The sequence below is a fragment of the Pseudomonas sp. Z3-6 genome (genome assembly GCF_051131985.1).
GTDB lineage: Bacteria > Pseudomonadota > Gammaproteobacteria > Pseudomonadales > Pseudomonadaceae > Aquipseudomonas > Aquipseudomonas zanjanensis.
In genome coordinates this window covers 3,537,196-3,556,494 of record NZ_CP071644.1, presented here as the reverse complement: position 1 = coordinate 3,556,494, position 19,299 = coordinate 3,537,196, and the positions used below count along the sequence as shown (strand labels likewise).

General features: G+C 61.7%; 12 protein-coding genes. 2 read left to right on the top strand and 10 right to left on the bottom strand.

The annotated features are described in order from the left end of the window. The first annotated feature begins 28 nt into the window (after window positions 1-28). Both J3P88_RS15925 and J3P88_RS15920 read left to right on the top strand, forming a co-directional pair. Window positions 29-1,489, top strand: a complete 1,461-nt coding sequence (locus J3P88_RS15925) for an aldehyde dehydrogenase family protein (RefSeq protein ID WP_434570123.1) — start codon at window positions 29-31, stop codon at window positions 1,487-1,489. Between the two features lie 98 nt (window positions 1,490-1,587). Then, a complete protein-coding gene (locus J3P88_RS15920) occupies window positions 1,588-2,151 on the top strand; it encodes a cytochrome b (protein ID WP_434570121.1) in 564 nt (187 codons plus the stop codon). A 63-nt stretch (window positions 2,152-2,214) separates the two neighbouring features. On the opposite strand, the gene J3P88_RS15915 is transcribed toward J3P88_RS15920, so the two are convergent. From J3P88_RS15915 to J3P88_RS15870, 10 genes are all read right to left on the bottom strand, one after another. Further along, window positions 2,215-2,622 carry a hypothetical protein gene (locus J3P88_RS15915; RefSeq protein ID WP_434570119.1) on the bottom strand — a complete coding sequence of 136 codons (408 nt, stop codon included), beginning with the start codon at window positions 2,620-2,622 and terminating at the stop codon, window positions 2,215-2,217. After that, complete coding sequence (gene acuI / locus J3P88_RS15910) at window positions 2,619-3,605, bottom strand: acrylyl-CoA reductase (NADPH) (protein WP_434570117.1); 987 nt, start codon at window positions 3,603-3,605, stop codon at window positions 2,619-2,621. The genes J3P88_RS15915 and acuI overlap by 4 nt, the downstream gene beginning before the upstream one ends. Before the next feature lie 72 nt (window positions 3,606-3,677). Further along, window positions 3,678-4,511 carry an oxidoreductase gene (locus J3P88_RS15905; RefSeq protein ID WP_434576484.1) on the bottom strand — a complete coding sequence of 278 codons (834 nt, stop codon included), beginning with the start codon at window positions 4,509-4,511 and terminating at the stop codon, window positions 3,678-3,680. Between the two features lie 216 nt (window positions 4,512-4,727). Continuing rightward, the gene (locus J3P88_RS15900) at window positions 4,728-8,474 is read right to left on the bottom strand and encodes a M10 family metallopeptidase C-terminal domain-containing protein (protein ID WP_434570115.1); all 3,747 of its coding nucleotides are present in this window, start codon (window positions 8,472-8,474) and stop codon (window positions 4,728-4,730) included. 111 nt (window positions 8,475-8,585) lie between these two features. Beyond that, window positions 8,586-9,905, bottom strand: a complete 1,320-nt coding sequence (locus tag J3P88_RS15895) for a TolC family protein (RefSeq protein WP_434570113.1) — start codon at window positions 9,903-9,905, stop codon at window positions 8,586-8,588. 1 nt (window position 9,906) lies between these two features. Further along, window positions 9,907-11,217, bottom strand: coding sequence for an HlyD family type I secretion periplasmic adaptor subunit (locus J3P88_RS15890; RefSeq protein WP_434570111.1), 1,311 nt, complete (start codon window positions 11,215-11,217; stop codon window positions 9,907-9,909). A 19-nt stretch (window positions 11,218-11,236) separates the two neighbouring features. Then, window positions 11,237-12,952, bottom strand: a complete 1,716-nt coding sequence (locus J3P88_RS15885; protein WP_434570109.1) for a type I secretion system permease/ATPase — start codon at window positions 12,950-12,952, stop codon at window positions 11,237-11,239. A 780-nt stretch (window positions 12,953-13,732) separates the two neighbouring features. Next, a complete protein-coding gene (fabF, locus tag J3P88_RS15880; RefSeq protein WP_434570107.1) occupies window positions 13,733-15,019 on the bottom strand; it encodes a beta-ketoacyl-ACP synthase II in 1,287 nt (428 codons plus the stop codon). A gap of 46 nt (window positions 15,020-15,065) precedes the next feature. Further along, the gene (locus tag J3P88_RS15875) at window positions 15,066-18,146 is read right to left on the bottom strand and encodes an efflux RND transporter permease subunit (protein WP_434570105.1); all 3,081 of its coding nucleotides are present in this window, start codon (window positions 18,144-18,146) and stop codon (window positions 15,066-15,068) included. Beyond that, window positions 18,143-19,252, bottom strand: a complete 1,110-nt coding sequence (locus tag J3P88_RS15870; RefSeq protein ID WP_434570103.1) for an efflux RND transporter periplasmic adaptor subunit — start codon at window positions 19,250-19,252, stop codon at window positions 18,143-18,145. The genes J3P88_RS15875 and J3P88_RS15870 overlap by 4 nt, the downstream gene beginning before the upstream one ends. Between the last annotated feature and the right edge of the window lie 47 nt (window positions 19,253-19,299).

Genomic DNA, 19,299 nt, shown 5'->3' with positions numbered 1-19,299 from the left:
GCTGCCCATCACCCCATGGACTCCAAAAATGACTAAGCATTTAAAACACTTCATCGCCGGTACGTCCTTCGAAGCCTCTGACGGGCGCCGCATCAACCTTGTCAACCCGGTCACAGAACAGGTCTACGGCAGTTGCGCCCAAGGCACCGCTGAAGACGTGGACCGTGCCGTGGCGGCCGCACGCAACCAGCTCGAACGTGGCGCCTGGAGCCAGTTTGACGGCGCCCAGCGCGCTCGACTGCTGTCGAAACTGGCGGATCTGGTGGAGCGCGACACCGACGTGCTGGCCGATATGGACGCCGACGCCATCGGCCGCTCGCCGATCGAACCACGCCGGCTGGACGTGCCCAATGCGGTCGCCAACCTGCGCGCCTCCTCCGGCTGGGCCAACCAGCTCGAGGGGCGGACCATTCCCTCCGGCGGCTACTTCGGCACCCAGTCCCTTTCATACACGGTGCGGGAACCCGTGGGGGTGGTCGGCGCCATCGTTCCCTGGAATTCACCGCTGATGATCACCGTCTGGAAGCTCGCCGCTCTGCTCGCGGCGGGCTGCACCGTGGTCATCAAACCGTCGGAAGAGACACCCCAGTCGGCCTTGCACCTGGCGACGCTGGCCCAGGAAGCGGGTTTCCCTGACGGCGTGATCAACGTCGTGACCGGCTACGGCAACGAGGTGGGTCGTGCCCTGTGCGAACATCCCCATGTCGACAAGATCAGCTTCACCGGCAGCCCTGAAGCCGGCCGCGAGATCCAGCGCACCGCCGGCGTGCTGTTCAAGCGCGTGGCCCTGGAGCTGGGCGGCAAGAGCCCGCAGATCGTCTTCGACGATGCCTCCTTCGACGACGCGCTGTTCGGCTGCACCCTCGGCCTGTTCGCCAACCAGGGCCAGGTCTGCGCGGCCGGCTCGCGCATCCTGGTCCAACGCAATCTCGCCGATCGCTTCGCCGCCGCGCTGGCCGATGCCGCGCGCGCCGTCAAGGTGGGCGACCCTCGCCAAGCGGGCGTGCAGATGGGGCCGGTGGCCAAGAAAGCGCAATTGGATCGCGTCAACCGTTACATCCAATTGGGCATCGACCAAGGTGCGACCCTGCTGGCCGGCGGTGTATCGAACCCCGAACAAGGCTGGTTTGTCCGGCCGACGATCTTCGCCAACGCCCGCAATGACATGGCGATCGCCCGGGACGAGATCTTCGGCCCCGTCGGCACGGTGATCACGTTCGACAGCGAGGATGAGGCGATCTCCTTGGCCAACGACTCCTCCTACGGCCTCGCGGCCACGGTCTGGACCAGCGACCTGGCGCGAGCGCACCGCGTCGCGGCGGCAATCAAGGCCGGTGCCGTAGGCATCAACTGCTGGAGCCCACTGGACGCCAACCTGCCCTGGGGCGGCGTCAAGGCCAGCGGCATTGGCCGAGAAGGCGGATTCAGCGGCGCGCTGGCCTACACCGAGGAAAAGGTCATTACCGTACTGCTGCCCAGCTCAAAATAACCCGCATTGACCCGGCCACCTTCCAAGCCGCTGTGCCGTAGAGGGTGGCCGTTCAACCGCGCATTTTCGATGCCTTGATGATGGATGGAGAGACCGCGATGAATCCGGCAAATCAAACAATAATCGATCGGTATCCGACGTCCCTGCGGATTTTGCACTGGGTGCGCGCCGTGCTCATCGCCGGCCTCCTCTGGGCGGGCTGGCACATGACGGGGCTCGATGACGAAGTGGCGAGCAAATATGAACTCTACTACCCGTGGCACAAATCCTTTGGTGTGCTGGCATTCCTGGTGGTCCTGGTCCAGATCGCCCTGAGGGTGAAAACGGCCAGGCTGCCGCAACCGCCGGAGACGCTGGCGCGCTATGAGCGGGTTTCCTCACGACTTGCGCACCGTACGCTGTACGCGCTACTGGTGATCGTGCCGTTGATGGGCTACTCGATGTCGAGCACCTACACGATGAGCGACGGCGTGTTTTTCTTTGGGGTGAACCTTCCGGAGCTGCTGGGCAAGAATGACGACTGGTTCGTCGTCTTCCAGTGGCTGCACAAAGTGCTCGCCTATACCCTGCTCGGCCTGATCCTGTTGCACGTCGCCGGCGCCCTCAAGCACCGGTTTTATGACCGCGACCCTCGAAACGATGTCCTGCGTCGCATGCTGTGATTTGATGAGGCGTTGGAAGAGGATGCCAGTACGTTGTGGTGCTTAGCGTCATCCGCAGGGGTTTTACCCATGAGCCTTCGCCCTGCCCTCGGCACGAACGACGAACAAGAATCCCAGCGCCAGGGCAACTTCCACCAGCACCGCCGGCAAGATGCCCGCCTCGACATGGCCCACGGCCCACTCGCCCAGCCCCAACAGCGCAAGCAGCAGGCACGTGGTGACGAACCCCGCCACCACGGCGGTGCGTCCTGGCGAGGGCGGCGCATTGCGCGCCAACAGCAGCGCAACCCCGATGCCTGCATAGAGCGGTGCCGCGCGCCGGCCTACCAACCCCGTGACACCGCCGTCGAAGACCACGCCCCAGTTGGCCAGCAACGTGGCCGGGGCGAACAACCAGATGGCCGCCAAGGCAAAAAACAACAGCGCCGAAACGGTCGCCAGGTAACGGAAAGCGCGGGAAGCGTTGTTCATGCGTTGACGTCCACAACCGTGCGTCCGCGCACCTTGCCTTCCAACACCCGACCGGCAACAGCCGGAACCTCTGCCAGGCCAACCACTTGGGTGGTGCGGGCCAATTTGCTCAAATCCAGGTCCTGGGCAAGTCGCGACCAGGCTCGCAAGCGCACCGCTTGTGGAGCATTGACCGAATCGATACCGGCCAGGGTCACGTTGCGCAGGATAAATGGCAGCACCGAGCCCGGCAGATCCGCGCCCTGGGCCAGGCCGAAGGCAGCGACAACGCCACGGTATTGGGTTTGCGCCAGGGCATTGGCGAGGGTGTGGCTACCCACCGAATCAATGACGCCGGCCCAGCGTTCCTTGCCGATCGGTGCCCCCGCCTGGGACAAGGTGTTGCGGTCGATGACCTGCGTCGCGCCGAGGCCGTACAAATAATCGGCTTCCTCTTGACGCCCGGTTGAGGCAACCACTCGATAACCCAGGCCCGACAGCAGCGCGATGGCCACCGAGCCGGCGCCACCGCTGGCGCCAGTGACCAGGATATCGCCCCGATCCGGGGTCAGCCCGCCTTGCTCCAACGCCAACACGCTGAGCATCGCCGTGTAGCCAGCGGTGCCGATGGCCATGGCTTCGCGGGTGGAGAATACCTGCGGGATCTTCACCAGCCAGTCGCCGCTTACCCGTGCCCTCTGCGCAAAGCCGCCATGGTGGGTCTGGCTCAGCCCCCAACCGTTGACCAGCACGCGGTCGCCAGCCTCGAAGCTCGGGTGGCTGGACGTTTCGACGATTCCGGCGAAGTCGATGCCCGGAATCAGTGGAAACTGGCGTATGACCGGCGAGCGCCCGCTCAGGGCCATGGCGTCCTTGTAGTTCACGGTCGAGAACTCAATCGCAACGGTGACGTCACCGGCCATCAGGTCCTCGTCTTTGAAGTCGACCAGTTGCGTCGAGATCGCTTCGCCGGTCTTACTCGTGAGCAGCGCCTTGAATGTCATGTTTTTTATCCTGTTGTTCAAACCGATCGTCAGCGCTGCCCTGCAATGCAACAGGAGCAACAACCGTTAGCATCAGTGTGCCTGGGACGGCCATTTGGTTTCGAGCTGCAGCGCCTTGCGGATACCCGAGTCCAGCAAGCGCGCCGGAGCAAAGCTGCGCAGGAACTGCAACTGACCAGCCGCCTTGCCAGCGGTATAGCGCAACTTCGGCCGTGCGGCGCGCGCGGCCTGGAGCACCACATTGGCCACCACGTCGGGACCGTCGGCGGTCGCCATGGCCTGGTTCACCACTTTGGTCACTTTTATCCGAATGTCCGCGTACACGTCGAGCTTGGCGTCGGGCTGGAGGTTGTTGTTCTCGAATTGGGTCTTGGTATAGCCGGGCTCGACCACCGTGACCCTGATGCCGTGTGTACGCAACTCGTGATCCAGCGCCTGGGAATAACCTTCCACCGCGTGCTTGCTGGCCGAATAGAGCGCGGCATAAGGAACAGGCACGACGCCGAGGATGGAGCCAATGTTGATGATGCGTCCAACACCCTGGCGTCGCATATGCGGCACCACCGCACGAGTCGTGCGTACGATGCCGAGGAAGTTGGTATCGAAAAGGGCCTTGGCCTGCTCGATTGAGCTCTCTTCCGCCGCTGCGGGCGCAATGCCAAAGCCGGCGTTGTTGACTAGCAGATCGATCCGCCCCTCCAATCGAAACAGCTCCTGGATGGCCGCTTCGACGCTGGCATCGTCGGTGACGTCCAGCATCAGCAGTGGAAAGCCCTGGTGGCCGGCACGCGCGCCTCGCCGGCTGGTGCCATAGACGTTGTAGCCTGCCGCAACGAGCTTATGGGCGATGGCTTCTCCGATGCCGGATGAAGCGCCAGTCACCAACGCAACGGGTTTATTGATCATCATGAGTTTCCTTCCGGTTATCGAGGTATCCGGTCAGAAGATCGCAACTGTGGTGTCCAAGGATCCGACATCAGCGCGCTTCATCGACTGGCAGGCTTATGATGATGATCATCATCGTAACAGTCAATGTTTTTGATGTTGGTCGACATTAATAAGATCAGGCGCCGCACTCAGCGATCAAGGGCCCTCTTTTTCACAGGGCCCGAAACCGCTTCATCAAGCGATCAGATCGTTGGCATTGAGGGTATTGACACCCGCCAGCCGGATTTCAAAGTCCGCGCCCAGATCACCATTGACGTTGCCGTACAGCACCTGGTCGACGAAGCGCAGTTGTCCTGCTGCGGTGAAGCCATTCGAATCGATGAAGCTGAACGTGTCGGCAAACGCGGTCAGGAGATTGGCATCCAGTTTCGACAGATCCAGCTTGTCGCCCTGCAAGCTACTGAAGTCGGAAATGTAGTCACGGTCAAAATCATTGCCAAGATCGCTCAGCGTGTTGAACACAAATCGGTCGGCTCCGGCTCCGCCGCTGAGGTTGTCACCGCCCAGGCCGCCGATCAGTGTGTCATTGCCTGCACCACCGCTCAGCGAGTTATTTCTGGCGTTGCCGATCAACACGTTGTCCAGGTTGTTGCCAATGCCCATGAAGGCAGTACCCGTCAGCGTGAGGTTTTCCAGATTGTCCCCCAGGAACCAGCTCTCAGACGAAACCACCGTATCGATTTCGCTGACCAGGGTGCTGGTTTCCCTAACGACATCCTGAGCGTTGTCAATCACATAGATGTCATTGCCGGTACCGCCAACAAGCGTATCGATACCGCTGCTGCCATCCAGTTTGTCGTTGCCTGCGCCGCCACTCAATACGTTGTTGCCGGTGTTGCCGATCAGCACGTTGTTGAGGGCGTTGCCGCTGCCATTAAGGTGGGCGCTGCCGGTCAGCGTGAGGTTCTCCAGATTGGCGCCCAGACTCCAGTTCAGTGAGGAACGTACGGTGTCGATTTCACCGGCCAGGGGGCTGGTTTCGCTGATGACATCCTTGAGGTTGTCGACCACGTAAGTGTCATTGCCAAGGCCGCCAATCAACGTGTCGGTACCTGCACCGCCATCAAGGGCATCGTTGCCCGCCCCACCCTGAAGGTTATTCACGGAGGCATTGCCCACCAGACTGTTGCTCAGGTCGTTGCCAACCACCGTGAATACCCCGGTGCCGCTAAGGACGACATTTTCGACGTTGCGCAGATTGCTCAGGTTCAGGTTGACGATGCTGCTCGACGAACTCGCGGCATAGGTGAGCGTCAGGCTGTCGCGGCCCGGATCGATACTTTCTTGCACCAACGCCAACTCATCGGCCCGATCGAGCACGTAGGTGTCATTCCCCGCACCGCCGATCAGCGTGTCCCGCCCGGCTCCACCGTTGAGCACGTTGTTGCCGGCGTTACCGGTCAGCACATTGTTCAGGGTATTGCCGGTGCCATTGAGGTGCGCGGAACCGGTCAGGACAAGGTTTTCCAGGTTGGCGCCCAGGGCCCAGTTCAACGAGGCGCGTACGGTGTCGATTTCACTGCCCACGACAGTGGTCTCACTGACGATATCCTTGAGGTTGTCGACGACGTAAGTGTCGTTGCCGGTACCGCCAACAAGCGTATCGATACCGCTGCCGCCATCCAGTGTGTCGCTGCCTGCCCCACCGCTCAGCACGTTATTGCTGACGTTGCCGATCAGCACGTTGCCCAAGGCGTTGCCGGTGCCGTTGAGCAGGGCCGAGCCGGTCAGGATCAGAGTTTCCAGATTCGCTCCCAAGGTCCAGGTCACCGAGGAGCGCACCGTATCGATTTCTCCGGCCAGGGTGCTGGTTTCGCTGACGATATCCTTGAGATTGTCGACCACGTAGGTGTCGTTACCAGTGCCGCCAACAAGGGTGTCGATACCGCTGCTGCCGTTCAACGTATCGCTGCCTGCCCCACCGCTCAGCACATTGTTGCCGGTGTTGCCGGTCAGCACGTTGTTCAAGGCGTTGCCGCTGCCATTGAGGTGGGCGCTGCCAGCCAGCGTGAGGTTCTCCAGGTTGGCGCCAAGGCTCCAATTCAGCGAGGAACGCACGGTATCGATTTCAGCGGCCAGGGTGCTGGTTTCGCTGATGACATCCTTGAGGTTGTCGACCACGTAGGTGTCATTGCCAATACCACCAATCAAGGTATCGGTACCCGCGCCACCATTGAGGACATCGTTGCCCGCCCCGCCCTGAAGGTTATTCACGGAGGCGTTGCCCAACAGGCTGTTGCTCAAGTCGTTGCCAACCACCGTGAATGCCCCGGTGCCGCTCAGGACGACATTTTCGACGTTGCGAAGATTGGTCAGGTTCAGGTTAAGGACGCTGCTCGACGAACTCGCGGCGTAAGTCAGGATCAAGCCGTCGCTACCCTGGCTGACACGCTCTTGTACCAAAGCCAGTTCATCTACCCGATCAAGCACATAGATGTCATTTCCCGCGCCACCGATTAATGTGTCCCGTCCGGCTCCACCGTTCAGCACGTTGTTGCCGGCGTTACCGGTCAGCACATTGGCCAGGGCATTGCCATTGCCGTTAACGTGGGCGGAACCGGCCAGGATCAGGTTCTCCAGGTTGGCACCCAGCGTCCAGCTCACCGAAGAACGCACGGTGTCGATTTCGCTGGCCAGGGCACTGGTTTCGCTGACGACATCCTTTAAGTTGTCGACCACGTAAGTGTCATTACCGGCGCCCCCCATCAAGGTATCGATACCGCTGCCGCCGTCCAGGGTATTGGCCCCGGCGTTGCCGTTTATGCGGTTGTTCAACGAGTTGCCCGTACCGTTGAGATTGGTGCTTGCGCCCAGCGTCAACGTCTCGATATTGGCACCCAGGACATAACTGACCGACGAGATGACGGCATCGGTTTCGCTGGCCAACGTGCTGCTTTCCTGCACCCTGTCACCGATGTTCTCGACGACATAAGTGTCGTTGCCAGCCCCGCCGATCATCGTATCCTTGCCCGCGCGACCGTTCAGAACGTTGGCCAAGGCGTTGCCGATCAACGTGTCGTCATTGGCCGAGCCGACTGCGTTTTCAATTTTGGCACCGTAGGCGATCGCCAAGCCTTCGTTGAAGGCCGTCTGGGTGTTGAGGTTTAGAAACGCTTGGCCGATCTTGCTGAACTGGCCTTCATTCAGGTTGATGCGGACCGCGGCCAACTGATTGCTTGCATCGATCGTGTCAACGCCGCCTGCGTCCCAGATCGTCTCGAAAACCGATCGGCCGACAGCCCAGCTGTAGGTGTTATTACCCGTCTGCCACTGGGTGTTAGCGCCATAGAGACTCTGGATAGCGGCAATGTCCAACAACATGGGCGTGGTGGGCTCGTAGGCGTACGCGGTGTTGTAACTCATGATCGTGTAGCGGACGTCGTCGAACTGAGCGGCCAGCACGCTGGAATTCGACGCACTTGTCGAGAACGGATGCTTGAGGCCCAGGGCGTGGCCAATCTCATGCATAAAGACCAGGTAGTCATAAGTGCCCTTGGCGGGAGCCGGATTGTTCGTGACGGGGCCCAGCCAGACATCACCCGCGCTGGGGGTGTTGCCCGGGAAATAGCCCCAGGCAGCGGTGTCATCGTCCATGTACAGATAACCGCCGAACCGCAAATCACCGACGTTGCTGGCCGTCTCGCTCACCTGCTGGAATTTGATGTTGGCAACCGAACTCCATGTGCCTAGCGCACTGACAATGCCATTCTTCTGCGCCGACGAAAGGACGTAGCCAGCCTCGTATTCATCGTCGCTGCTGTAGTTGCTGGCGAAATATGAACTCGTGGTCAGGAAGCTGTACGTCAAGGACGTGGTGCTCAAGCTGCCAGCCCAAAAAGTGCCATAGAGCAAGCTATTGACCTGTGCGTTGCCGGTCAGCTTTGCGTACGAAATGGATGAGTAACCTAATGGACTGGGCATGTATGTTTCCTGTGAGCTATCTGCGGACCTTCCTGGATGCGGCCGCTACATAGAGGTTATTTTGCATCAGAACAGCGGAGATGACATCACTTGGCCACTATTTTTTCTTTCTTAATCCACCGACGCTGGCGCAACCAGCCACTCATTGGCCTTGCGAATGTCACCATCTCCCAATCGCCCGCTCCAGCGATGCAATACCAGCAAACTGGTCACGAACTTGTATTGGGACTGATAGAAATCACGCCGTGCACGAAACTCTTCCTTGATGCTATCGAGCACATCGACCGCATTCTTGACGCCGTAGCCGAAGGCTTTTTCCGTGGCTATCCGTGACTTTCCAGCCGATTCCAGCGCGCGACGCGTTGCCTTGATCCGACTGAGTTCGGCCGTCATGCCAAGATAAGCAGTGCGGGTTTCCTTGATGACCTGGCGTCGCAAGGCTTCCAGTTCTTGCTGGGCGACTTCCTTGTCACTTTCGGAACTCGATACCCGTGCACGGGTAGAACCGCCGCTGTAGAGCGGCATTTGCAAGTCCAGGGAAGCAACGAGGTTGTCCGAGCGCGGCGTCACGGCGCCTTCATAGCCGATGTCACTGCGTTGCGCCGTCAAGTTCAGCCCCAGCCGAGGCAGATGCCCCGCCTTGTTTTCAGCTATAGCCGCCTCGGCGGCGCGGACACTGTGCTCGCGGGCGTGCAACGCCGGGTTGCTGTCCAGCGCCGCCTGCACCCAATCGTCTTGTGCTTGCGCCGGCAGACTGAAGGCTGGATTGTCGCCAATGCGCTTGAATCGCTCGCTGACATCGCGCCCCACCAGTTCAGAGATGGCCTCACGACTGACCAGGACCTTGTTGCTGGCTTCGATCTCGTCAGCCTTGAGCGCGTCCACCCGCGCTTCAAGATCCAATGCGTCGGTGACCATCGCCATCTGCCGGGCGTACAAGGCCTTGACGCGCTTGAGGTTACGCTCGGTCGCCTCCAGTTCGCTGCGCACCAGCGACAATTCGTCTTCCGCCGCAAGCACGGCGAAGTAGCGCTCGGACAGATCAATGCTGGCCTGCACCCGGGTATCGTCGGACTCATAGCCACTCTGCCGGGTCAACTCGATGTACTTCTGGTAACTGCGCCAGACCTGCGGGTCATAGATCACCTGGTTGAGCACCACGGCCATGCGCTTGCCGTTGTACTGGATACGGTTCAGGTCATCGTCGCGCCGACTGCGGTTGAGGCTGCTGCTGGCATTTAGCTGCGGCAGCAATTGGCCAAAGGCTGCGCGTTCCTTGCCCTCGCCGCTGCGGGTCAGGGCTTGTGCCCGCAGGACGCGCGGATCGGCCCCCTGCGCTTCCTGGTGCAACTGCCACAGGTCGACATAAGTGTCGTCAGCGAGGACTCCCAACGGCACGAGGGCCAGGCACATCATGATCAAGCACTTCATTTCAGTCCTCGATCAACGAACGCGCGAACACGTTGCTCGCCGGCTGTATCAAATATTGCAACAGCGTCCGCGCGCCCGTATTGACCAGCACTTCGACCGGCATGCCCGGCACCAGGGTAAGGTTGCCCAGCGTCTGGCGCCCTTTGTCCGTCAGGGCCACACGTGCCAGGTAATAGGCTGCGCCAGTGTCCTTGTTGATCAGGCGGTCAGCGGAAATCTGCACCAACCGACCCTCGATGACGGGCGTGGTGCTGCTCTTGAATGCGCTGAAGCGAATGTCCGCCAACTTGCCCAAAGCAATGCGGTCGATGTCCATCGGCGACACTTGGGCCTCGACGATCAGCTCCTCGTTGGCCGGGACGATGTCCAGCAGCGCGGTGCCCGGGCTGACCACGGCACCCAGGGTGTGGACGGTCATGCCCATGACCATTCCGGACTCCGGCGCGAGAATATCGGTACGCTGATCGCGGTCCTGCAGGGTTGCCAATCGCTCGCGCAATTCGTACACCTTGGTCCGCGCATCACCCAGCAGGCCGGCGACCTCGCTGGCGAAGGCCTTCTTCAACTGCAGGATCTTCAACTTCGCCTCGTCGACATGGACCCGCGCTTGCGCGATCTCGGACTGGCTTTCAGCGATTTCGGTTTGCAGGCGAGCGAGGCTGCGCTCCTGCTCGCGCAGGCGCTGTTTGTCCACGTAGCCTTCGGCAAGCAGTGCCCGCAAGTCGACTATTTCCTCTTGATAGGAGGCGGCCAGCATCTGTTTGCTGGCGATGATGGCCTTGAATCCGCGGACCTGTTCCTCGATTTGTCCGATGGTCGTCTCTTGCAAGCCGATTTCGCCCAGCAACGAGGTCCGTCGAGTCTGGAAAATTCGCGCTTCACTGTCGCGGGCTTCTTGTACCCGCGGGTCCGCGAGGTCCAGGGTCGGCACCGCCACAGGTTCGGGCAGCGCGTCACGTTCAGCCTCCAACCGGGCCTGCAATTGGAGCGCGGCGATCAACTGGCTGCGGGTCGTTTCCATTTCCGAACGTGCCTGGGTATTGTCGAGCACCAACAGCACATCGCCGATTTTCACCAGATCTCCGTCGTGCACCCGCAGTTCGCGCACAATGCCACCTTCCAGATGCTGCACCGTCTTGCGGTAACTTTTGACCGTGACCACGCCCGGCGCGAGTGCCGAGCTGTCGAGCGGGGCCAACGCCGCCCAGCCACCGAACAGGCCAAAGGTGACCAGCAGCATGAGGTAGCCGACGCGGCGTATCGGCCTGTCATCGACGGGCAACGCGGCGGATGAGTGTTGAGTGTTTTGCATGAAATGGCTCATCCGTTTCCTACGGTTGAATCGCGGCAGCCTGGCGGGCCGCGGGTGTTGCGTCTCGCAGGCGTGCCAGGACCTGGTCCCGCGGCCCGAACAGACTCAGTTCGCCTTGATTGAGCACCAGCAGTTTGTCCACCTGCGCCAGCACCCCGGATCGATGGGTAATGACAAACACCGTGGCCCTGCTCTGCCTGAGCTTTTGCAGCGCCTCGGCGAGCATTTTTTCGCCGGCATCATCCAGGTTGGAGTTCGGCTCATCGAGCACCACCAGGCGCGGTTCGCCGTACAAGGCGCGGGCCAGGCCGATACGTTGTCGCTGGCCGCCGGACAATCCACCGCCATTGGCACCGATCAAGGTGTCGTAGCCATCGGGCAGTTGCAGAATCAACTCATGGACTCCCGCCATGCGCGCGGCGGCGACCACGGCCGGTGCGTTCACCGTGCCAAAGCGGGAAATGTTCTGGCTGATCGAGCCTTCGAAGAGTTCGATGTCCTGGGGCAGATAACCGATGTACTGGCCCAACTCCTCCCGACGCCATTGGCTGATGTCCGCACCGTCCAGGCGCACGGTGCCGGCCAGGCTTGGCCAAACGCCCAGCAATGCCCTGGCGAGGGTCGACTTCCCCGCACCGCTGGGACCAATGATGCCCACCACCTCGCCTGCGCTCACCTGGAAATTCACGCCGCGAATAATCGGTTTGCGCGCGTCCGGGGCCCCCGCCGAGAGGCCCTCGACGCGAATCGCCCCTTCAGGGGCCGGCAGCGGCATGCGCTCAGGCTCGGCGGCCACCTTGAGCAGCAATTCGTGCAACCGGGCGTATTGCGAACGGGCGCCCAGGAAGCCTTTCCATACGCCGATCAACTGATCGATGGGCGCCAACGCACGCCCTAGCAGAATCGAGCCGGCAATCATCAGTCCGGACGAAATCTCGTGATTGATCGTCAAATAGGCGCCCAGGCCCAGCACCAGCGACTGAACGATTTGCCGGAACGTCCTGGACACCGAGGTCATGGTCGCGGCGCGGTCGCTGGCCAGGCTTTGCAGGGCAAGAATCTTATGGGTTCGCCCGCTCCAGTGCTGGCGCAGGCTGGCAAGCATGCCCATGGATTCCACCACTTCGGCATTGCGCAAGCTTTTGTGGGTGAGCGCAGTGGCTGCCATCTGTTCACGGTTGGCCGCCTGCAGCGGCGCATGGGTGAGCTTTTCATTGGCGAAGGCCAGCGCCCCCAGCAACACGGCACTGACGATTCCCATCCAGCCGTACCAGGGATGGAACATGAACATGACCGCGAGGTAGATCGGAATCCACGGCACGTCGAAAAACGCGAACAGGCCGTTGCCCGTCAGGAACTGGCGTAAGCCGTTCAGGTCGCTCAAAGGCTGGGCCGTGGCATTCAGGCCACTGGTATTGAGCGCCTGCTTGAAACTGGCATCGAACAGACGCTGGCTCAGCAGCGTATCCAGACGCGTACTGATCCGCACCATGATCCGCGAACGGACCCACTCCAAGCCCCCCATGGTGATCATCAACAGCAACATGATCAGCGTCAGCATCAACAGCGTCGACACGCTGGCGCTGCCTACCGCGCGGTCATACACCTGCAGCATGTAGAACGAAGGAACGAGCATCAGCAAGTTGACGAAAAAACTGAAAAAACCAACGGAAAGAAAACTCCCCTTGCAGACGGCAAGGGCGCCTTCCAGTTCGGTCCTGGCGTGGGCTGACATGGTTTATCACCTGAGGTCCGATGCTGGTCAAACCTGAAAAATCACATGGGCATAGGCGTGCGAACGCCTGGGATATCTTTCGGCGGGATCCCGCTAGGGCGCCCGCGCAATCGAATCTACCGCGTTGTATCGGCATGCTTGTGTGGTTCTTAAGGGAAAATTGGCGGGTAGGCCGTGCGGCGTGGGCGCCCGAGATCAATGTCCTCCCTGAGGCGGCCTGATAGCCGACCTGGTTCTTGATGGGACTGTGTTTGTCCTGTGGGAGCGAGCTTGCACGCGAAGGCGGTGTGTCAGTTTGCAGTGATGTTGGATGGGCCGGCCTCTTCGCGAGCAGGCTCGCTCCCACAGGGTTCTGCGGCGCATGTGCATTTTGTGGCTGCCGAAAATCCGATGTGGGAGCGAGCTTGCTCGCGATATCGGTAGCCCAGCCACATAGATGCCGGCCTGTGCCCTGCTCTTGTTCTTGCTTTTGCTTTGGACTTTGATCTTGATCTTGATCTGAGCGCCCCGTTAACCACGCTGGCCGAACGCAGGCATTGCGCAGTGGGCATCCCGGCATGGATGCCGGGATAGCCGCGCTGGGCCATGGATGGCCCTTCGCGGCGGCCCACGGAGCAATGCCGGAGTGAGGGCATGCCGAGCCCTAGCGAGGCACCGAGTGGTGGGGCAAAGCGCTTTTGGTTACTTTTGGCGCTTTTCCAAAAGTGACCCGCCGTAAGGGCGGAACCCTAAGCCGCCGTGACCGAAATAACGGATATACACACAGTCTCCCCTAAACCCTCACGCCTCCCAACGACGAAACAACACACTGGCATTAACCCCACCAAACCCAAACCCATTGGAAAGCGCATGGGTAATCGGCATCTCCCTGGCACAAAGACCAACCAGATCAAGCCCCGCAGCCCCCTCGTCAGGATGAACCAGGTTCAAGGTCGGCGGAACAATCTGGTCCCGAAGCGCCAACACCGTAAAAATAGCCTCGATACCACCCGCCGCCCCCAACAGATGCCCAGTGGCCGACTTGGTGGAGGTGATCGCCACATCGGAGCCGCGCCCGAACACCGAGCGAATCGCCGCCAGCTCACCATTGTCGCCAACCTGGGTGGACGTCGCATGGGCATTGATATGCTGCACGTCTGTGGGGCTGACCCCGGCCTGGCGCAACGCCTGCTCCATCGCGCGCCGGGCGCCGTTGCCATCTTCCGGGCCGGCGGTCAGGTGGTAGGCATCGGCGCTGGTGCCGTAACCGACCAACTCCGCCAACGGCTTGGCGCCGCGGGCAAGGGCGTGTTCCAGCGACTCGATCACCAGCAGCCCTGCCCCCTCGGCCATGACAAAGCCGTCGCGATCTCGATCGAAAGGCCGCGAGGCCTCCTGCGGGCGCTCGGCAAAACCGGTGGATAGCGCGCGAGCGGCGGCAAAACACCCCAGGGTCACTCGATCTATCGCGGCTTCCGTCCCGCCGCATATGGCGACATCCGCCTCGCCGCTGCGGATGAGCCTGGCCGCATCGCCAATGGCCTGCACCCCCGCCGCACAGGCGGTGACCGGCGCACCGAGCGGGCCTTTGAAACCGTGACGGATGGACACGTGCCCGGCCGCCATGTTGGCGAGAAAGGCCGGCGCAGTGAACGGTGACAATCGGCGCGGACCTCGCTCATCAGTGGTGCGGACCGCACCGGCAATTGCGCCAAAGCCACCCACGCCCGAAGCAATGATCGTCGCCGTCCGCTCCTGGTCGTGGGCATCGGTCGGTTGCCAGCCCGCCTGTTGCAACGCTTCTTCGGCCGCCACCAGGGCGAACTCAATGAAGCGATCCATTTTCTTGCGATCCTTGGCGGGGATGATGCGCTCGGGGTCGTAGCCGGCGATGGGGTCTTCTTCCAACGACGGCACCTGGCCGCCCACGGCCACGCCCGTCCCCTCGGTGATATCGCCAGACAGGAGACGAATGCCGGAGCGCCCAGCCAGCAAGCGCGGCCAGACTTCTTCCACGCCACAACCCAGCGGGCCGACAATGCCCACGCCAGTGACGACGATGCGTTTTTGCCCTTGGGAAGTCATCATTTGAAACCTCTTCATTTGCTCAGTCGACGTTCATTGAATGGCTGGCTTACGCCAACGGTGCTGCCGGGGTGTGCGCTGGCGCGTCAGGACGGATCTTGAACCAGATGGCGTACATCGCCGGCAGGAACACCAACGTCATGACGGTGCCGACAAACGTGCCGCCGATCAGCGTGTAGGCCAACGTGCCCCAGAACACCGAGTGCGTTAGCGGGATAAAGGCCAGGATGGCCGCCAACGCTGTCAGCAGGACCGGGCGCGCCCGTTGCACCGTGGCTTCGATGACCGCATGGAAGGGTTCCAGCCCCTCTTGTTTGTTGTGATGGATCTGCCCGATCAGGATCAGCGTGTTGCGCATCAGGATGCCCGAGAGCGCGATCAGGCCCACCAGGGCGTTGATCCCGAACGGCTGCTGGAAGATCAGCAACGTCGGCACCACCCCAATCAAACCCAGGGGCGCGGTGAGGAACACCATAATCATGGCCGAGATCGAACGCACCTGCACGATGATGATCAGCAGGGTCAGGGCCACCATGATTGGCACCAGCGGCACGATCGCCTTGCCGGCCTTGCCCGACTCCTCGATGGCGCCTGCCTGCTCGATCCGATAGCCGCTCGGCAGGGTGTCGATGATCGGCTGCAGGGCCTTGATGATCGCGCTCGATACGTCCGGTGGCTGCAAGCCTTCGGCAATGTCGCCGCGCACGGTCATGGTCGGGGTGCGGTCACGACGACGAAGAATCGGATCCTCCATGCGCACATCGACCTCGCCCACCTGGGACAGCGGAATACGCTGACCCGCCGCACCCACCAGGGTAAAGCCCTCGATCCTCGCCGGATCGAGGCGAATATCACCGGCCGCGCGACCGACCACCTGCACCGAGCGGATGTCCTCGCGAACCGCCGTGATCGGCACCCCCGCCAGCAGGAACTGCAATTGCTGCGCGACCGCATTGGACGTCAGGCCTACCGCCTGCAAGCGGTCCTGGTCCAGGGTGAAATGCAACGTCGGCGTCAGTGGCCCCCAATCGGTATTGACGGTCCGCATCAACGGGCTCGCCTGCATGACGCCCTGGACCTGCGCCGCGATCTCGCGCAACTTCGACGGATCCGGTCCCATCACCCGGTAGGCAACCGGATACGGTGAATACGGGCCGAACACCAGTTGCGTCACGCGGATGCGCGCCTCCGGGGCAAGCCCCTCGGCTGCCGCCTCGCGAAGGCGGAACTTGAGGGTCTCGCGCGCTTCCTGGCTGTCGGTCAACACGACGATCTTGGCGAATGACGGATCGGGCAGTTCCGGCGCCATCGCCAGGTAGAAACGTGGCGCACCCTGGCCGATGTAGGCCGTGACAATTTTCGCCTCGTCCTGTTTTTGCAACCAGGCCTCGACCTTGGCGGTGGTGGCGCTGGTCTGCTCGATGGAAGTGCCATAAGGCATTTGCACTTCGATCAGCACCTCCGGGCGATCGGAGGTCGGGAAGAACTGTTTCTTCACCAGGCCCATGCCGAGAATCGCCACGATGAATGTCGTGACCACTGTGCCGGCCACCCACCATTTGCGCGCGATGACCCGGGTCAGGACCTGGCGAAAACGATTGTAGTGGCGAGTGTTATAGATGGCTGCGTGGCCACCCTCGACCTGCTTGATGTCCGGCAACATCTTCACCCCCAGGTAAGGGGTGAACGCTACCGCCACCACCCAGGACGCGATCAGAGCGATACCGACGATCCAGAACATGTTGCTGGTGTACTCGCCGGCGGTCGATTGGGCGAAACCGTTGGGCATGAATCCGATCGCTGTCACCAACGTACCGGACAACATCGGCGCGGCCGTATGGCTCCAGGCATAGGCGGAGGCCTTGATTCGGTCGTAGCCCTCCTCCATCTTCACCACCATCATTTCGATGGCGATGATGGCATCATCCACCAACAACCCGAGCGCCAGGATCAGTGACCCCAGTGTGATGCGGTCAAAATTCTTGCCGGTGGCCGCCATGACCACGAACACCACGGCCAACGTCAATGGCACCGCCGCCGCGACCACCACCCCCACACGCCAACCCATGCTGAGAAAGCAGACGATCATCACCACCAGCAACGCGACGAAGAATTTGACCATGAATTCGCCGACGGCCGAGTCGATGTTCACCGACTGGTCGGTGACTTTGGTGAGGGTCATGCCCAAGGGCATGTCTTGGTTGATCCTGGTCGTCTCCGCATCCAGGGTCTTGCCCAGGTCCAGGCCGTTCCAGCCTTCACGCATCACGACGCCCAGCAACAGCGCGTCTTCACCGTTGTTGCGCACCAGGAACGTGGCTGGATCCTCGTAGCCACGCTCGACGGTCGCCACATCCGAGAGCTTGAGCGTGCGCCCTTGAATCGCCAGGGGCGTGTCGCGAATTTTCGCTAATTTATCGAACGCGCCGTCGACCCGAAGGAAGACCTGCGGTCCATTGGTTTCGATCGAGCCGGCGGGCGTGAGCGCGTTCTGGCTGTTCAATGCCGCGAAGATATCCTGGGGCGAGACGCCCAGGGTGGCCAGCCGATCATGGGAGAAGGAAATAAAGATACGCTCGGCCCGCTCACCGATGATGTTGACTTTTTTCACCCCCGCCACGTGCAGCAGGCGCTGGCGCAACGCTTCGGCATCACGCACCAGCAATCGCTGCGGCTCGCCCTTGGCTTTCAGGGCGAACAGCGCGAACGTCACATCGGAAAACTCGTCATTGACCATTGGCCCAATGACGCCGGCCGGCAACTTGAGCGCTTCGTCCTGGAGCTTTTTGCGCGCCTGATAGAACTCCTCTTGTACCTGGGAAGGTGGCGTGCGATCGACCAGCGACACCATGGTGAAGGCCAGGCCTGGACGGGTGTAGGTTTCCGTGCGGTCGTACCACTTCAATTCCTGCAAGCGTTTTTCAAGCGGCTCGGCGACCTGGTCCTGCATTTCCTGGGCGGTTGCGCCCGGCCATGCGGTGATGACGGTCAACTGCTTGACCGTAAACGGTGGGTCCTCGGCGCGCCCCAACTGGAAGAACGCCAAGGTCCCCGCGACGGCGATCAGGAAAATCAGAAACACGGTAATGGATCGCTCGCGAACGGCGAGCGCCGACAGGTTGAGGCTCATGGACGGCCCCCGGCAACCTTCACGTCACCCGGTTGCGCCAGCCGCACTTCTTCACCCTCGCGCAGCAGATGGGCGCCGAGCCCGACAATGCGCTCGCCCACGTTGAGATCGCCGGTGACGCGCGCGGCGTCGTCGCTCAGACCCAGGACTTGCACAGGTCGCCAGATGACTTTCGCCGGTTCGCCGTCAATGCTCCATACGCCGGTACCTTTACCCGAATCATAAATAGCGGCTATCGGCACTTGCAGCGCCTGCCGTTGCGCGGAGCCTTCAGCGATGCGCAGCGTAACGGTCGCCCCCAGCGGTGCATTCGCCAACGCTCCCTCCAGCACATACCGGGCCTCGAAAGTGCGCGTCACGCGGTCGGCCGAATCCGACAGCAGCCTCAGCTTTGCGGTGACGGCACCCGTGCTAGCGCCATAAAGCGTCGCCTGGGCGGTGGCGCCTGCGGCAGGTCGCAGGGTCTCAGGCAACTGCACAACCGCTTCACGCTGACCGGCCCGCGCCAGTCGAACCACGGTTTGCCCGGGGCTGACGACTTGCCCGGGTTCGGCCAGCGTGTCCATCACGACACCGTCGGCATCGGCGAGCAGCACCGCATAACCCGATGCGTTCCGGGCGACGTCAGCCTGGGCCTGCGCGGCGCTGAGTTGGGCCTTGGCGGTGTCGGCGGCGGCTTTGATCTGGTCGTAACCCGATGCGGAAATAGCGCCTGCGGCGACCAGATCGCGATAGCGCGCCTCGTCATCGGCGGTCTGCTTGGCCCGGGCCCGGGCGGCAGCGACTGCTTCTTGCTGGGCTCGGGCTTGCAACCCCAGGTCGATGGGATCGAGGCGCATGAGCGGCTGACCGCGTTTTACCGCCTGCCCGGTATCGACCAAACGTTCGAGCACCTTTCCCGGTACCCGGAAGCCCAGGTCACTTTGGACACGAGCGGCCACCACGCCAGTAAAAGAACGCGTGGCGTCGGACGAACCCTGAACTTGGGCGACCCGCACCAACGGGGCAAGTGTGCGCGGGTCTTGGGTGGTGGAGGAATCGCCACACGCCGTCAGGACGAGCGGCAACAAGCAAGCGGCAAAGGTGACAGGTCGGAGCCGGCGCATAGGTTCCCTTTTTGGCAAATGAGGACAGATAGCCGCATTCTCAGTCT

Excerpts from the sequence above, each read along its gene's own strand:
- J3P88_RS15900 (WP_434570115.1), bottom strand. The coding sequence starts at position 8,474 with ATGCCCAGTCCATTAGGTTACTCATCCATTTCGTACGCAAAGCTGACC.
- J3P88_RS15915 (WP_434570119.1), bottom strand. The coding sequence starts at position 2,622 with ATGAACAACGCTTCCCGCGCTTTCCGTTACCTGGCGACCGTTTCGGCG.
- J3P88_RS15920 (WP_434570121.1), top strand. The coding sequence starts at position 1,588 with ATGAATCCGGCAAATCAAACAATAATCGATCGGTATCCGACGTCCCTG.
- J3P88_RS15875 (WP_434570105.1), bottom strand. The coding sequence starts at position 18,146 with ATGAGCCTCAACCTGTCGGCGCTCGCCGTTCGCGAGCGATCCATTACC.
- J3P88_RS15905 (WP_434576484.1), bottom strand. The coding sequence starts at position 4,511 with ATGATCAATAAACCCGTTGCGTTGGTGACTGGCGCTTCATCCGGCATC.
- J3P88_RS15885 (WP_434570109.1), bottom strand. The coding sequence starts at position 12,952 with ATGTCAGCCCACGCCAGGACCGAACTGGAAGGCGCCCTTGCCGTCTGC.
- J3P88_RS15925 (WP_434570123.1), top strand. The coding sequence starts at position 29 with ATGACTAAGCATTTAAAACACTTCATCGCCGGTACGTCCTTCGAAGCC.
- fabF (WP_434570107.1), bottom strand. The coding sequence starts at position 15,019 with ATGATGACTTCCCAAGGGCAAAAACGCATCGTCGTCACTGGCGTGGGC.
- J3P88_RS15895 (WP_434570113.1), bottom strand. The coding sequence starts at position 9,905 with ATGAAGTGCTTGATCATGATGTGCCTGGCCCTCGTGCCGTTGGGAGTC.
- acuI (WP_434570117.1), bottom strand. The coding sequence starts at position 3,605 with ATGACATTCAAGGCGCTGCTCACGAGTAAGACCGGCGAAGCGATCTCG.
- J3P88_RS15890 (WP_434570111.1), bottom strand. The coding sequence starts at position 11,217 with ATGCAAAACACTCAACACTCATCCGCCGCGTTGCCCGTCGATGACAGG.
- J3P88_RS15870 (WP_434570103.1), bottom strand. The coding sequence starts at position 19,252 with ATGCGCCGGCTCCGACCTGTCACCTTTGCCGCTTGCTTGTTGCCGCTC.